We start from the raw sequence: 15,650 nt of genomic DNA, 5'->3' as shown, positions 1-15,650 counted from the left end.
ACAACAAGACGACACGGAAGCCGACGCGGCACGCCGCCGCCTGACCTGACGACGACGGCAAAGACCCGCAGCGCCCCGCAGGATGCCCGGACAGCCCGGGCTCCATCGATGACGAGGAGGACCCTCTTCATGAACGACCCGCACGCGATCATCGGCGAGTTGACGATCGCGCCGCCGATCACACCCGCCGAGATCACTGCCTTGCCCGAGCGTGACATCGACATGTGCGCCGAGGTGCGACCCCGTAGCGACGCGATGCGCAGCGGTGTCTACCTGGCGGTCGCATCCGGCACGGCGAACAACCTAGGCGTCAGCGACGGTCCGGCCGGGCACGGCATCGCGATCGCAGTCGGCACCGACGGGTGGACCGAGGGCGGTTCGGCCGACCTCGCGGCGGCAGTGCAGGAAATTGTCGACGCGTTTGGGACCACTCCCGATGGGCAGCGGCGGACCTTCGACGGGTATCTGCACGGCGAGTACACCGGCAACGGCGACCCGTTCGTCTACCGGATCGCCGTGGTCGACGGCCGCGCCCACGTCTACCTGCCCGCGACCACCTGGCCGGCCGCCGTCGACGCGAACGGCTACGAGCCGCCCCCGGGCCGCACCGATGGACAACGCGCGTTGGCCCGCCTGCCGTTCGCCGTGCGGCTGCGCATGCTGGACCGGGTCTACATGGCGATGGAGTTCGGCGACATCGACGGCGAAGGCGAGCCTGGCACCGAGTGGAACCCGGACCGCTGGCAGGACCTCGACAGGGTCTTCGCCGGCGCCGGCGTGACCTTCACCTCGACCAACAACAAGGAGGACTGATCACCGTGCCCTACCAGCCCAAGCCCGCCCGAACCGACGCCCAGCGCTCGCTGCGCGCGCTGAGGGTCGATGCCCGCACCCACCTGACCGAGCGGATCCTCGACATTGTCGAGCAGGCCCTCGACGACGACGACCCGAACCCCGGCCACGCCGCCGCGCGAGGCTGGGAGGAAATTCTCGCCGCGTTCGCTACGGCAGGCGTGCGGCTCCCGAAGCCACGCGAGGAAGGCGAGGACGAGGAGCCCTGGCGGGAGTAACCGAGCCGACCGGCTACCGCGACACCCAACCGAACGCCGCCCCCGATTGGGCGGCGTTCGGCCGTTTCTTGGCAACCGTTTTCGCAGGTTGCGTGCCGGGCCCGACTACCGTCCACAATAGATTAGGGGTATCATTATTGATGCACGGTCTGGTCGGCAACCGGACCCGCTGCACCCAGAAGTCCCTACGTGGAAGGAGCGCCATGCCCCAACTCGACACCGTCCCCGGAGTCGACCCGGTCGACGCCCTCGACTTGGCAATCGCCCGTGAGCACACCACGATCGCCCACGCGACGGACCGGGCGTTCACCCTCGCCGCCGGCCGGGCCGCGCGCCTGGTCGCGCAGGCCGTGCCGGGCGCGCAGACCATATTCTTTGCGTGGGACCTCGACGGCGACCGGCTGGGCGTGAGCCTTGAGGCGGTACGCGGCCCGGCCGGCGAGCTGCTGTGGTTCGGCGACCTGCTCGCCGACACGCCCGAGGCCCTAGCGCTGGACGCCGTGGGCGGCTCGGCCACGCGCAACCTCGGCGACCGCATCGAGATCGCCCTCGACCAGGTGATCCTGGTTCCCGCCGACCTCGACCGCTCCGCGTTCCGGCACTCCACCATGGACCCTCGCGATACTGACGATCCGCCCGCGCGCCTGGTCGCGCTGGATATTGCCTCGGCGGTCAACGCCGCGCTCGCGTACACCCCTTCACCGGGCATCGGGCGGGAGGTAGTCATCGAGGTGCCCGGGCGGCAACCCGATCGGCTCGTGGTGGTCGGCGATGACACCCTGACCGTGCTGGTCGACGGCCGCCCCGCCGTCGGGGTCGACGCCAGCGGGCCTGGACACTGGCCCGACGGTGAGACCTGGGAGCGCCTGCCGATCGGGGGTGTCACGACCGAGCGCGGCCTGCTGGTCCTGGGCATGAGCGAGGACCAGTTCCGGGGGTTGGGTCCGCTGCTCGGCCTGCGGGCGTCCTGGTTCGGGCGATGGAAGGGCGCACCCGGCGAGCTGCGTGACATCAGCCTGGACAACGGCCAATGGAGCTGCGTCACCGACGCAGGCCTCGACCAGGTGATCCAGCACGTCCGCGACCTCGGTCTGAGCTACGAGGAGACCCGCACCACCCGGTACGCCGCCGCGGCCGCCGCGCCGCACGCGGAGCTGGCCCGATGACCGCCGATCGCCAGGACGGGGCCAGCGGCCTCTACTGCTTCAGTTGGGGCAACCAGTTCTACGAGCGGTGGCGCGACGGGCGACCGGTCAGCCTGGCCGACTGCCTCGACGCCTGCTACGGCGTCTTCGCTGCCCGGATCTGGCGGATCAACACCGACGAGACACTCACCCTGGTGGTCGAGGACGCCGGCAGCGCCACCGAGATCACCCACGTGCCCACCGGCCGGCCCATCCGGCGCCGCCGACCATACGGAGCACAGCGGCCCAGCGCCCGCGCCGCTTAAGCCACGCGCGCCGAACGCCGCCCGACCGACCGCGGGCCGGGCGGCGTTTCGGCGTTCTGACGTGCCGCCTCTCCAAGTCTGAGCTGCTTCCGGCTACCGTCCACACAGGACAAGAGGTATCATTATAGGCAGGGGTTAGGGGCGGCACCCGACCTCCCGACCGGAAGTCCGCGAGCCAAGGAGTGTGCATGTCCAACCAATCCAACCCACCCGTCACCGGGGAAGCGACCGCGCCGGGGGACGCTCAACCGGCCGGCGTCGCCGTTGGCGCCACGGTCATCTCGTGGTACGACGACAGCCCCGTCATCTACGGCGGCCCGGGTGACAACCCGACGTTCACCCAGTTGAAGTTCGGGGTCGGTACGGGCGGTCTCCCCGTCCGGTATTGCGGCCCGGAGCGGGTCGCACCGGCCGAGACGCCTATCCCCGAGCGCGACAGCCGGATCGGTGTGGAGAAGCGGCCTCGGGCTGAGATGCCGTACGGGGAGTCGGGCGTCTGGCGCCTGACCCTGCCGGACATCGTGTACCCGTCCTGGCACCGGATCAAGCGTGACGCCGTCAGCGTCGGCCTGCGCCGGCTGGCCATCCTGGACTGGCACGCGGGCCGGGTCCAGACCGGACCGATCGTGCTGCCGCACACCGGCATGACCGTGCCGCACGCCCGGATGACGCTGCGCAAGCTCAAGGCGATGAACACCTCCGATGGCGAGGCGTACACGGCGGAACTGCTCTGGGACGGCACGCCGGCCGGCTCGATCGAGAACGGCGGCCAGGGCGGCCCCACCGTTTGGTACGGGTACGACCGCGACGTTCTCAACCGCGCCCAGATGGACGCGTTCGTCGCCGCCTGCCGAGACGAGCACGGCGAGACGATGCACGAGGAGTTCGTGCTGGCCTGGCTTTTCGAAGAGGCGCGCGCCGCGGGCGACGTCGCCCGGTTCGTGCGGGCCGGCACGCTGCCGGTCCGCACCTTCGCGGCCATCACCGGCGGGGATGACGAGGTGGTGGACACGTTCGCCAACGCGTACTACGGCGTGCCCGGCGCCACGGCGGACGACCGCGCGGCGGTCGCCGCTCGGATGTGGCGGCAGTGCCCGGACGCGCACGCGATCCAGGTCTGGACCGGCGAGCGGTGGGAGGCGCTGCCGCGACCGGCTGGGGCTCCGGGCCTGACCCGGGTCACTTTGCCGACCACCGGCTACATCGTGCTCCAGACCGCGCGGCGCGACGGCGGGCAGCCGACGGAGGCGACGACCTTCATCGACTCGGCTGGGCGCATGGACGACGCCGCCCCGATCGCCCACGTCACGGCGGAGGTGGCCGCACTGGCCGCCCACGCCCCGTCGAACGTCCTGCACACCGTGCGACTGGTGCACCGCACCGCTGACGGCGACCGGGAGCTGCTGGCGCCGGACCCGGTGCGCGGTGCGGGTCAACCGTTGGTCGACGAACCGACCCGCTGACCACGAGCCGCCATCGACGTTGGCGGCAGGTCACCCACGGCGACTAGCACAGCCCGCCCGGGCCGCCTCCTGCCGGTTCCGGGCGGCTTCGCCCTACCCGGCGGGCCGATGCCGGGTCATCCCCTCGCGGCAGGCGGGGGATCACGGAGCCAGGGACGGCAATCCGAGCTCCGGCCACAAGCCCGCACGCGGAGACGAGGACGTCCCATGCCCGGTGGCAGACCGGTAACCCTGACCGCGGCGGCCCGCGCCGCCCTCGACGGCGCCACCGTCGATGGCAACGCCGTGCTGCTGACCCAGCGCATCGCCGGCCCGGCCTGGGCGGCGACGAAACAGGTGCTGGAAACCGCTGGGGGCACCTACATCCCACGCAAGTCCGGATGGCTGTTTCCCGGCCCGGCCGCACCCGTCGTGCGGCGCATCCTCGCCGATGGCCAGGCGATCGCCAACCGGCACAGCGAGGGCTACGTGCCGACCCCGGCGGCGCTCGCCAGACGAGTCTGCGGGCCGGAGTTCGCCGACCTGGCGTCGCTACCGGCCGGCGCCCGGATACTCGAGCCCTCAGCCGGCGACGGCTCGCTCGTGCGCGAAATCCGGCGGGCAGGCCGCGAGTTGGACGTCCTGGCGCTGGAGCCGGACGCAGCCCGCTACGAGACGCTGCTCGACACCGGCGCAAGCTGCCGACGGACCACGCTGGAGGAGTACGCGGAGCAGCGTCCCATCCGGTTCGACGCCGTGGTGATGAACCCGCCGTTCAACATCACTGGCGCAGACTCGATCTGGATCGAGCACGTCACACTGGCCTACGGGCTGCTGGCGCCGGGCGCCCGGCTGGTCGCGATCGTCCCCGCCGGATTCACCGACCGACGGGGCCCACGGTTCCGGGCGGTGCGCGCGCTCGCCGCCGACCACGGCGGCTTCCGCCCGCTGACCTCCACGGACTTTCCCGGGATCGGAATCGGCGTGGGTGTTCTGTGGCTGGACAAGCCCCCGGCCGGCGACAACCGGCCAACCTGGCTGCTGCGCCGCTACACCGGCGACGAGGTGCCGGCGCGGGTGCAGCAGCCGCAGACCAGCCTGGGCGCGGGCCGGGCCATGCCGGTGCAGGTGCGCTACGACGCGTGGCACGGCTCGGACCGGCTCGTGCGGTTCGCCGGCCGGTGCATGCTCTGCCCCCGCCTGGTCTGGGGCTACGCCGACGGCGACAACGACGCCCGGGGTGTGTTCGGGCTGCACACCTACTGCTGGCCGCTGCTCCCGGACAGCCACGGCATGGAGGGCGACCCGGCTGTCCTGTGCGTGGAGTGCGGCAACGACGGCGACCTGGTCGACAAGGCGCTCCCGGTGGCGCGCCGGGCATGGACGCCGCCGGCCGCCGGGGCCGATACCGACGACTCCGTCGTCGACGCGCTGCCCGCCGCCACGACGCACGAGGTCGTTCCCGCTGCGCCCCGCGCCGTCCAGCTCGATCTGCTGGACCTGATCGTTGACCAACCTGGCCCTGGCTCAACAAATCCTCGCCGTCGAGAGCTACCTTCAAACCCTTAGAAGGGGTATCATTATAGAGGAAAGGGCGGGCGGCATCCGTCCTCTTCACCAGAGGTCCGAGCTTGGAGGCACCCGTGCCCGTTGATGCGGCAACCCGGCAGACGCGCTTCACCCACATCCGACCGACCCTGCTGGCGCTGCGTCAGCAGATCCGCGACGCGATCGACGCGGTTCACCCTGACGCGGCGGCCTGCCTGCCGCTGCCCGACTTCGAGCTGCCCGAGCGATACACCCTCGCCGCGCTCGCCCCCGCCCTGCATCGCGGGCTGTTCAACCGCCGCAGCGGGGTCTCCGACGCGTGGCGGCGGGCGTTCGACGCCTGCCCGCACGCCGGGCGGGAGAACGCGATCGCCGCGCGCGAGCTGACCTACCTCTGGTACCAGGTCGTCTGCCGGGCCAGGTACTACGCGGAGTCCACGCCCGGCCGGACCGACGACTTCCACTACGAGAAGGCCCGGATCCCGAAGCGGATCACCGCAGAACTCAGCCGCGTCGCCGCCGCGCCACGCACAGGCGCGACCACCTAGACCGCTCGGAAGCCGTCCGGCGGCGTGCCGACAGGGCCGCCGCCGGACGCGCAGCGTTCCGCCGACCGAACCCACGCGTCGTGCGCGACCCGGCACCGGGCTCGTACTCGACGTAGCAGCCCACACCGAATCGGCCGCCTCATCGGCCCGTACCGCCGCGTCCAAGGCCACTCGAGTCAGGGCCAGAGTCCGACGACTGGAAAGGACCCACGATCGTGCACACGACCAACCACCGAGGGCCGGGCGCGCCATCGCCGCTACCACCCGGCAGCGACCGGGTCGCCGGATGGACCAAGTCCCCGCTGGGCCTGCTCGTCCCGCCGCGACCGCGCCGGCGCTACGAGCTGCCGGTGGCGGTCGAGTTGTTCGCCGGGGCCGGTGGTTTCGGCTGCGGCCTGCACCAGGCTGGCTTCCACGTGGCCGCCGCGGTGGAGATGGACCTCATCGCGGCCACCACCTACATGGTCAACCTCGCCGTGCCCGGGGTAAAGGTGCACTTCGACCGCCCCGAGCGGGAAGAGGCATTCGAGCGGCACCTGGCCAAGGCGATGGGCCTCAAGCTCGACGGCGACGGCAATCTCGTCGCTCCCGAGGGATACGTTCACCGTGGCCCGCTGGCCGGAAGCGGCTGGATCTCCGGGTACGGCCGGCCACACGACCCGGGCAGCTACCCGAACGACTACCTCGCCGACACGAACCGTCCGCCGGCCCACCCGTACGGCTGCGAGCAGTTCTTCGTCGCCGACGTGCGGAACCTGACCGGCGCGCAGGTCCTCGACGCGCTCGGCCTGGACGTCGGCGACGTCGCGCTGGTCACCGGCGGGCCGCCGTGCCAGGGCTTCTCGATGGCCGGCGCGCGCGACGTCATGGACCCCCGCAACTCGTTGGTCTTCGAGTTCGCCCGGCTGATCTGCGAGATCAGGCCACGGGCGTTCGTCATGGAGAACGTCCCCGGCCTCGCGAGCATGGTGACACCGGAGGGAATCCCGGTCGTCGACGCCTTCAGCAAGGCCCTGGACGACGGCGGCTACGGCGAGTACGAGGCGCTGCGCCGCTCGCTGGGCATCACCCCCGGCGTGCGCGCCGGCGTCCGCGGCGCGAAGCGCGTCCGGCATGCCTCCCCCGACGGCGCCGAGCCGACCCATGGCTCCCCCGACGAGGAGCAGCAGTTGGACCTGTTCGGCCCGGACCTCGCAGTCCGGTGACGCAGCCGGCCAGGCGCAGACACGGCAACGCCCGACATCTCCGCCTGGCCCGCCCGCTATCGGTTGGTTAACAACGAAAGCACGGGCCGTGGGAGTCCGTCCACAGTAGACGAATGAAACCTAGAAGGGGTATCATTATATGCAGAGGTTGGGTCGGCACCCGCCTCGACGTTCCAGAAGTCCGTCGACAGAAGGCAGCGATGATCACCCACTATTCCGAGTTCTCCGGCCTCGGTGGCACCGACCACGGCGTCCACTTCATCGGCGACGGGTTCGGCGATCGGTTCCGCACGTGGATCGAGACGACCGACGCCGCGAACCACGACGCGGACGCCTGTGAACAGCACGAGCTGAACTTCCCCAACGCTCGGCACTACCAGCAGGACGTCACCAAGCTCGACATGACGACCATGCCGCGGGTCGACCTGTTCACCAGCTCCCCCGCTTGCCCTGGCTGGACCGATTCGAGGGGCATCAAGCGTGACTTCGACAAGGCCAACGCCGAGCAGACCGCGCTGTTCGAGATGCCCGGTGCCAAACAGGACGACCCGCAGTTGCAGCGCCGGATCAAGCAGTACAAGCGGTCGCGGCTGCTGATGAACGAGATCCCGCGCTACCTGCGCGCCATGATCGAACGCAACCCACGCGAGCCGGTGCTCATCGGCATGATGGAGAACGTCGTCCAGTGCCGTCTGTGGGCCGAGTGGGACCGCTGGATCCTCGAACTGCGCAACCTGGGCTACTACGTGCGGCTCATCGCGTTCAACGCGATGCACGCCCGCCCGGTCCGCGCGCCGTGGGCCGGACAGTCCCGCAACCGGCTGTTCGTCGGCTTCTGGCACCGCTCGCTGGGCCGCCACCCCGACTGGGACAAGTGGCTGCGGCCCAAAGCCTGGTGCGACAACTGCGTCCAGATCGTCGACGCGGTGCAGGTGTTCAAGAAGCCGGGCGTGGACATGGGCAGCTACGGCCGCCAGTACATCTACCAGTGCCCGCAACTGCGCTGCCGGGGCCGGGAGGTCTTCCCCGAGGTCGTGCCCGCGCTGAGCGCGATCGACCTGTCCAACCCGGGCGTGCGCATCGGCGACCGCGAGGCCCGAGGGATGAAGGCTCTGCAACCCGCCACCACTTCACGCATCGAGGCCGGAAAGGTCCGCCACTGGGGTCCGCTACTCGTGCCGACCGGCGCCAGCCGGCGCGGGCACGGCGACCAGGGCGCCGTACCGCTGACCACCCCGACACTCCCCCGGACCACCCGCGAGTCCGACAGCGTCGACCTGCCGCCGCTGCTGGTGCCGGTCGAGGGCCGCCCGGACAAGACGGCCGCACCGGCGACCGGCCCGATGCGCACCCAGACCACCCGCGCGGAGACCGGCGTCGCCATGCCGTTCATCACGCCGTTGCGGGGAGGCGGGTCAAAGACCGCGTCGTACCCGGTGACGCAGCCGGCCGGGACGGTCACCGCCTCGGGCAACCACCACGGCCTGGTTCTGCCGCCCGCGTTCCTGATGCGCAACAACACCGGCGGCGCCGAGATGTGCACACCCGTCGACGAACCGGCTCGCACGGTCACCACCGCGGGCCACCAGTCGCTGGTGACCTGGCAGGACGCCCTCCTGGTGCCCTACTACGGCGCCGCCGAGTCGGCGATCCCCGCCGCCGGACCGTCCGGAGCGCTGACCACCCGCGACCGGTACGGCCTAGCCCTGCCGCCACAGGAGGTCCTCACCGAGCTGCCCGACCTCGCCGACATCTACTTCCGGATGCTGCTGGACTACGAGATCGGCAAGCTGATGGGGTTCCACCCCTCCTACCGCAACGAGGCCAAGACGCAGCGCGCCCGGGTCCGCCTGTACGGCAACGCCGTCGTGGCGGCCTGCGCCGAGCTGATCGTCTCCGCGCTCGTCGAGTGCATGACCGGTGCGCAACTCGAACGCGAGTACGCGCTGGCCGCCTGAACCGTTCGACTCGGCCCGCCGACGTGCTCGCAATCGTCGGCGGCTTCGAGGACCTGAACAAGGCGCTGAGCAATTTCGCTCCGCTGTCTGACGCATGGGCTGTCGCCCGCACCGACTGACCGCTGACCTTCCGGCCGGCACGACCCGCGCGTGCCGGCACGGTGGCCACCCGGCCAGACGAGAGGAGAAGACATTGACCAACCGGATCGATTTCGACGTCCGCTTCGACCGCGCGATCTCGGCGTGGCATTCGGCCGGCGTCGCCTTTGCCGAGGTGAAGACGGAGGAGGCCGCCCGGCTGATCCGGCGGGCGTTCCCGACCGCGCGCCGAGCGGTCATCGACGTCTGGCCCGCCGACGGGAAGATGGCCTTCAACGTGTGGCTGCACCTGGTGCTCGGCCCGGACGACGAGGTTCTGTGGCACTGCGAGTCCACCGAGTTCGAGGACGGTGAGCACGAGTGCCAGACCGACGGTTGCACCCGCGACCTGCTCGACCCCACGCCCGTGCAGGACGCCATCGCCGCAGCCGAGCTGGCCCTCTTCGTCCTCGACGGCGAAAGGCACCTGCCCGCGTGCGATGACGCGCCCGGCAACTTCCCCATCGGCGACGATGACAACTTCGAATGCGCGCGTGAGCTGCACCTAGCCCACGCGCTCGGCGAATGCTTCCAGACCGACGAGCTGATTGACGCACTGACCGGCCACGGCCAGTACGCGGAGGTCGACGAGGGCGACGAGGGCCAGGGTGTCATCAACCTGGGGACGCTGCTCGAGACCGGCCAGCACCGGCTGGTCGCCGGGCCGGTTCACATCAACGACGACAACTGGCTCTGGTACCCCGGCGAGCTGAAGATCATGGCGCCGGACGGCTGGACCTGCCGTGCCGCCGAGCCATGGACCCCGCCTGCGGACATGCAGCCGGAAGCGATCGCGCAGGAGATCGCCGACCGGCTCCGGGCGATGACCTCCTCGGGGCGGCACCAGTGAAGAGATCGTTTTCGCAAGCCCTTGTCTGGGCCTGGATCTTCCTGATCTGGAACACGTTTTGCGGCACGTTGATCGGCCTGTGCCTGTGGCGGCCGCCGAACGGGTGCCGCCTCAGCTGGCAAGAAGGGATCTACTGCGCCGGTGACGCCGCCATCCCCGGCATGGCGCTGTATCTGCTCGCCTCGTTCTGCGCCGCGCTGCTCGCCGTAGCTCTGACCTGGGACCTGATGCACCGCTGGTACCTGCGGCTCCAGCAGGACGACCAGCGGTAAGCACGCCGCGCGGGCAGCGGCCGTTCACCTTCTCCCTGGTGCGCAGGACGCGAGCTGGCTGACCAAGCCGGACGCGCCGCCACTGTCGGTCTCGGCGGCGCGCCTGGCCGCTGCCGCACCGTTCGCCGAGACCGGCGCCCGGTCCTGCTGCACACCCCCACCACCCGGCTCGCCGTCCGCCGAGTTGGTCATCGCCGGCCGAGAAGCACAGGCCACGGCCCGATCCCCGCAACCACCGGGTCTGGGGTTGCACCCATACGCCCTCGCCGCACGCCGGTAACCCGCGAGCGCACCTGTCCACCCCTCCCGAGCCGGAGCCAACGACCCTCGGGCGGGGTGACCACTTCCGCTACTCAGATCCTCTCAACGCTTCCGTCCACAGTAGACACAAGGTATCATTATACAATGGACTTCGGGCGGGCCGGCCAGGCCAGCGCACCCCGTCGGCTGGACCTGCTCGGAGAGAGCCGGCATGAACCCGAATCCGCGCACCGGTCGGCACGTCACAGGACTGGCAGGTAACCCGATGACCAAGGTTCTTCCCGGGCAACTCTCCCTCTTCGATGACCTGGACGCCGAGGTAGCCCCGCTGCCCGGGCCTCAGACGGCGGCGCCGAGTCTCTACGACTCGCCTTCACGTGGCCTGGTGGCCCGTACGGCCGAGGTCGAGGCGTGGCGCGCCCGCTACGGCAACTGGAGCTCGATCCGCCGCTCGCATGCCTGGGAGGTGCACATCACCTGCCCCGACACGCCGACCGCGCGCTGCCAACCCACCGTGCTGAGCGCGGATCTGCGCTGCGACTGCCTCGACAACTGCTGCTGCGTCGGCGACCTGCTGTATCGCGGGGCGTGCCGCGGGTGCGACTGGGAGGGCGAGCCGCGCAACCAGGAGAACGCGGCCGTCGAGGACGCCTGCGACCACGCGTGGCCGGGCTGGCGCGACCTGCCGGTGGTTCCCCGCGTGCCCGAGGACCGCAAGCGCCACGGCGCCTGGGTGGACCGCGTCGCCACTCACTACCCGACGAAATGGCTCACCGACGGCGGTCCGATCCGCACCCGCCGCAGCGGCCTGGCCACCCGGCACGTGCCGGGCCGGACCCCGTTCGGCGGCTACGACCTAGCCGCCGAGGACCCCGCAGACGCGGCGGCGTCCTCCACCCCTCACGACGGCGACCCGCCCGCGCAGCGCGATAGCTGACCGCCCACCCGCTCACCCCTGCCCGACCTTCGCAGCGACGGAGGTCGGGCAGAGCTGTTTTCCCAGGCAAATTCACGTCTCATCTACCGTCCACAATAGATACAAGGTATCATTATAGGCGGAGCGAGGGTCGGCACCCGGACTCCAGACCAGAAGCCCGACCACCACCTCAGGCCCCGGCTGACCGCGTGCGTGATCACAGATCCCGCGCGGGCCGCCGGCCTCCAAGCCCTCATCGAGGAGCCGGACATGATCCCATCCGCGGCCCACACCCGGGGCGTGGCCCGATGACCGCGTCGCGCTGGTGCCAGCGCTGGCCCGAACGCGACCCATCCCAGCCAGGACAGCCGATGCCGGCCTGGTCGTACGCCGACCCCTCCGAGCGGTTCAGCCCGCGCGGCTACGAGGTCCAGCCGATCGCCGAGGCCGTCGCAAAGCCGTTCGTCACCAGTCGCCACTACCTTCGCTCGTACCCGGCCGCCGTCCACCAGTTCGGCCTGTTCCGCCACGGCGAGCTGATCGGCGTTGCGGTGTACGGAAACCCAGCGCAGGACAAGGTGCTGACCAACCCGCTGCCCGACCTGGAGCCCTACACGCAGTCGCTGGTGCTGCAACGGCTGGTGCTGGGCCCGACCGAGGGCAACGCCGAGACCTGGACGCTCGGGCAGTGTCGGGCCCTGCTGCTCGACGAGGGCCTGCACGCCGTGATCACCTTCGCCGACCCGGCCTGGGGGCACGTCGGCATCATCTACCAGGCGTTCAACTGCATCTACCTCGGCACCAGCAAGACCACGACCACCATCTGGTTGCCCGACGGCACGTGCCTCGACGAGCGCACGATGCAAAAGATCCGCGCGCAGGAGCGCGGACATGCGGCCGCGGAGCGGCGGCTGGTGTCGTTCGGGGCGCGGCCGATGCGGGCCGGAGAAAAGCCGCACGAATGGCTGCGGCAGGCCCTGCTCGACGTGAAGGTGACCCGCCGCCGCACGCCCGGCAAGCACCGCTACGCCATGCCGCTGCGTAAGGACGTCAAGGTCTACAAGCGCGACCGCAACGGCCGGGCGGTGCGGGCCCACCGCGACCCGTCCCGGTACCCCAAGCCCTCGCCAGACCTGTTCGCCGCGATGGGCGTGCCGCTGTGACCAGGCAGCCAGGCACCGGGGTCCGCGAGCTGCGCACGGCGGCGGACCTGCTGCGCACACTGGACTCCGGCTGCTACACCCTCCCGGAGCTGTACCAGCTCGCCGAGCGGGCGGGGCTGGCCGACCGGGCCGACGGACGCCGCATCATCCAGGACGGGCAGGAGCAGTACAAGCGGCGGATCCGCTCAGCCCTACAGTCCCTGCGCCGCCAGGGCCGCGCCCGTCAGGACGACGACCAGCGCGCGGCCTGGCTGATCGAGGGCACCACCGCCCGGCCGCACCGGGCGCTGCTGCTGTGGCTGTCCGGCGACCCGGGTCAGGCCGAGCTCGTGCTCGGCGCCGCGGCCACCGTGCTGGCCCAGGCCGACGAGCCGATCGACCTGATCGTGGCGGACCCGCCGTACGCGCTCGGGCGCGGCGAGCACCGCTCGGCGTACCGGCGCACCTACGGCCGCGACCACTCCCAGGTGCTCGGCGGCTACATCGACGTCGACCCGGCCGCGTACGCCGACTGGACCGCCGAATGGATCGCCGCCGCCGGCGCCGCGCTACGCCCCGGCGGCTACCTCGCCGTGATCACCGGCGCCCAGCAGGCGGCTCGAGTCCAGGTCGCCGCCGAGGACATCGCCGGCCTGACCTACGTCAACTCCATCGCCGTCAAACGGCCGTTCGGCCTCTACAGCACCCGCCGCTACGTTCACGCCCACCACCGGGTCACCCTGATGACCCGCGGCCCGCTCGACTCGCCGCAGCGGGTCTTCGACCGACCGACCGAGATGCCGCGCGGCCGGACCGGCCAGATCTACGCCGTCGACGTCTGGACCGACATCCCGGACGAGCGCCGGCCCGGCCTGCTGCGCTACGACAACGCCCTGCACCCGGCCCTGGTGTCCCGCCTGGTCCGATCCACCACCCGCCGTGGCGACCTGGTCTGCGACCCCTTCCTCGGATCCGGCACGACGCTGGTCACCTGCCTGTCCGAAGGGCGCCGCTTTCTGGGCGGCGACCTCAATCCCGAGGCCTTGCGCTTCGCGATGGGCCGGGTCCTCGCCGAGATCATCCCGGCCCTTCGCCCGCCGGTTGAGCAGCTCGCGCTCTTCGACGCTCACGAGGTGCCGGCGTGATCGTCAAGGACCTGGACGCGATCCGGCGCCGCACCATCGCCGCGTACGGTGTTGACCCGCAGCGCGCCGCGCGGCTCCTCGAGTTGATGCGCCGCCGGGGCGTGACCGAGTGGCCGCCGCCGCCGACCGTCGAGCAGCGCCGCGCCCGCTGGGACGCGCACGTCGCCCGGTACGGCCTCGGCCCCGACCGCTGGCACACCCAGTGGGGGCCGGTCACCCCCTACACCCGCAGCGAGTTCCACCCCGACCCCGCTCGCCGGATGACCTTCTACCTCGGGGTCGGGCACCCTCACCACCTGCGCCACTCCCCCGTGCCGCTATTCATCTCCGCGACCACCCTGGCCCGCTACGTGAGCCGGTACGAGCAGCAGGGCGACGACTGGCCCGTGCAGACGTTCGGCACGCCCTGGGCCGGAGACTCTGGCGCCTACGCGGCCCTGATGCTCAACACCCGCGGCCGCCGCGACCACCCCTGGTACCTGTGGCCCGCCGACTACGGCGCGATGTGGGTCCGCTTCGCCGAGGCAGTCGGTCACTCGTCCCGAGATCTGATGCCCGACTTCGTCGGCGTGCAGGACTGGCCGTGCGAACCCGCCGTGTTGAAGCGGACCGGGAAGACGGTGCGCGAGCACCAGGAACTCACCGTGGAGTCCTACCTCTACCTCGCCGAAGAGTTCCCGATGATCGACTGGCTACCGACGCTGCAGGGCTGGTGGCCGTGGGAATACGTCGAGCACGTCGAGATGTACCAGCGCGCCGGCGTCGACCTCACCGGCCGCAGGGTCGGCGTCGGCAGCATCTGCCGCCGCGGCTCCCAAAAAGGCGTGGCCCGCGTCCTGGGCACCCTCACCGAACTGGGCCTGGGCCTGGACATGCACGGCTTCGGGATTTCCCAGAACGCGTTGCGGATCGCAGGTCACCTGCTCAACAGCGCGGACAGCCAGGCATGGTCGAAGACCGCTCGCGACGAACACCTCATGCTGCCGGGCTGCAACCACCTCAGCCGGCCCGACGCCGTCACGGGCGTACGCCGCCCGACGGACTGCCGAAACTGTTTCGCCTACGCCCTGCACTGGCGCGAGGAAGCCCTAGATGCCGTCCGCGCCTGCGCGCGCGACCGCACCAACGGCCAACACCCCGCAGAGCCGGTTCATCTCGCTCCCGCGCTCCTGCGCCGCGCCCACCGGTCGCGACTGAACCCGGATCAACTCTTGCTCTTCGGCCAGTAATCGACGCCGCCCCCAGTCGGCCGCGACCAACCCGACCTGCTCACCGCGGCGGCTGTGGCCGCGGACCCACGAGGTACGGGTGGTCGCGGTACGTTTCCCGCCCGCTGCGCTTCGAAGCCGACCCAGTCGCCGTCGCCGCCCGACTGGCCGCCATTGCCGACGACCCGGACTGGCCCGTCCCGCTGCGCGCCGAGGCGCAGGCCGCCATCGGCGAGACGCTCGAAGTCGACACGATCGCGAGCGCGCTCAAGGCTCGGATCAAGGCGCGGGCCAACCAGCCCGCCACGCCGGACAGCGGCCATGCCGCGCTCCGGCGCGACTCGCGCCGTGAACCAACCGAACGCGGGTGAGGTGGCGTTCGTGGCCCTCCCACCACACGCCCACCTTCATCCCGAGGACCAGCCACAAGAAGGTCCTTGGCAGACGAGGTGCCAAGGGGCGGCTGACCTGGCTGCGGCGCAGCCAGGTCAGCCGCC

15 protein-coding genes are annotated in these 15,650 nt (G+C 71.1%); all 15 read left to right on the top strand.

Annotated features, from left to right (window positions below; genetic code table 11):
* Window positions 1-129 precede the first annotated feature (129 nt).
* The 15 genes from Asi02nite_RS18450 (at window position 130) to Asi02nite_RS18380 (ending at window position 15,174) form a co-directional block, all read left to right on the top strand.
* Window positions 130-813, top strand: coding sequence for a DUF6205 family protein (locus Asi02nite_RS18450; protein ID WP_089255363.1), 684 nt, complete (start codon window positions 130-132; stop codon window positions 811-813).
* Window positions 814-818: 5 nt separating this feature from the next.
* Window positions 819-1,070, top strand: a complete 252-nt coding sequence (locus Asi02nite_RS18445) for a hypothetical protein (RefSeq protein WP_089255362.1) — start codon at window positions 819-821, stop codon at window positions 1,068-1,070.
* A 203-nt stretch (window positions 1,071-1,273) separates the two neighbouring features.
* The gene (locus Asi02nite_RS18440) at window positions 1,274-2,236 is read left to right on the top strand and encodes a hypothetical protein (protein ID WP_089255361.1); all 963 of its coding nucleotides are present in this window, start codon (window positions 1,274-1,276) and stop codon (window positions 2,234-2,236) included.
* Complete coding sequence (locus Asi02nite_RS18435; RefSeq protein ID WP_089255360.1) at window positions 2,233-2,520, top strand: hypothetical protein; 288 nt, start codon at window positions 2,233-2,235, stop codon at window positions 2,518-2,520. The genes Asi02nite_RS18440 and Asi02nite_RS18435 overlap by 4 nt, the downstream gene beginning before the upstream one ends.
* Before the next feature lie 188 nt (window positions 2,521-2,708).
* Window positions 2,709-3,983, top strand: coding sequence for a hypothetical protein (locus Asi02nite_RS18430; RefSeq protein ID WP_203714593.1), 1,275 nt, complete (start codon window positions 2,709-2,711; stop codon window positions 3,981-3,983).
* A 207-nt stretch (window positions 3,984-4,190) separates the two neighbouring features.
* Entirely contained in the window at window positions 4,191-5,531 is a 1,341-nt protein-coding gene (locus Asi02nite_RS18425) for a hypothetical protein (protein ID WP_203714592.1), read from the top strand.
* A gap of 74 nt (window positions 5,532-5,605) precedes the next feature.
* Complete coding sequence (locus Asi02nite_RS18420) at window positions 5,606-6,058, top strand: hypothetical protein (protein ID WP_203714591.1); 453 nt, start codon at window positions 5,606-5,608, stop codon at window positions 6,056-6,058.
* Between the two features lie 215 nt (window positions 6,059-6,273).
* The gene (locus Asi02nite_RS18415) at window positions 6,274-7,263 is read left to right on the top strand and encodes a DNA cytosine methyltransferase (RefSeq protein ID WP_203714590.1); all 990 of its coding nucleotides are present in this window, start codon (window positions 6,274-6,276) and stop codon (window positions 7,261-7,263) included.
* 200 nt (window positions 7,264-7,463) lie between these two features.
* Window positions 7,464-9,221, top strand: coding sequence for a DNA cytosine methyltransferase (locus tag Asi02nite_RS18410; protein ID WP_089255356.1), 1,758 nt, complete (start codon window positions 7,464-7,466; stop codon window positions 9,219-9,221).
* Window positions 9,222-9,414: 193 nt separating this feature from the next.
* On the top strand, window positions 9,415-10,209 hold the full coding sequence (locus Asi02nite_RS18405; RefSeq protein WP_089255355.1) for a hypothetical protein: 795 nt from the start codon (window positions 9,415-9,417) through the stop codon (window positions 10,207-10,209).
* Window positions 10,206-10,481, top strand: coding sequence for a hypothetical protein (locus tag Asi02nite_RS18400; RefSeq protein WP_089255354.1), 276 nt, complete (start codon window positions 10,206-10,208; stop codon window positions 10,479-10,481). Before Asi02nite_RS18405 ends, Asi02nite_RS18400 begins: the two co-directional genes overlap by 4 nt.
* A gap of 526 nt (window positions 10,482-11,007) precedes the next feature.
* On the top strand, window positions 11,008-11,679 hold the full coding sequence (locus Asi02nite_RS18395; protein ID WP_089255353.1) for a DUF6349 family protein: 672 nt from the start codon (window positions 11,008-11,010) through the stop codon (window positions 11,677-11,679).
* Between the two features lie 350 nt (window positions 11,680-12,029).
* Window positions 12,030-12,821, top strand: a complete 792-nt coding sequence (locus Asi02nite_RS18390) for a Mom family adenine methylcarbamoylation protein (RefSeq protein ID WP_089255352.1) — start codon at window positions 12,030-12,032, stop codon at window positions 12,819-12,821.
* Window positions 12,818-13,945, top strand: a complete 1,128-nt coding sequence (locus Asi02nite_RS18385) for a DNA-methyltransferase (protein ID WP_203714589.1) — start codon at window positions 12,818-12,820, stop codon at window positions 13,943-13,945. Before Asi02nite_RS18390 ends, Asi02nite_RS18385 begins: the two co-directional genes overlap by 4 nt.
* The gene (locus Asi02nite_RS18380) at window positions 13,942-15,174 is read left to right on the top strand and encodes a deazapurine DNA modification protein DpdA family protein (RefSeq protein WP_203714588.1); all 1,233 of its coding nucleotides are present in this window, start codon (window positions 13,942-13,944) and stop codon (window positions 15,172-15,174) included. The genes Asi02nite_RS18385 and Asi02nite_RS18380 overlap by 4 nt, the downstream gene beginning before the upstream one ends.
* The last annotated feature ends 476 nt before the right edge of the window (window positions 15,175-15,650 follow it).

It is taken from the genome of Asanoa siamensis, from assembly GCF_016862555.1.
In the GTDB taxonomy this organism is placed as follows: domain Bacteria; phylum Actinomycetota; class Actinomycetes; order Mycobacteriales; family Micromonosporaceae; genus Asanoa; species Asanoa siamensis.
The sequence above is the reverse complement of the archived record's forward strand: the minus strand, read 5'-3'. Positions and strand labels throughout refer to the sequence as shown.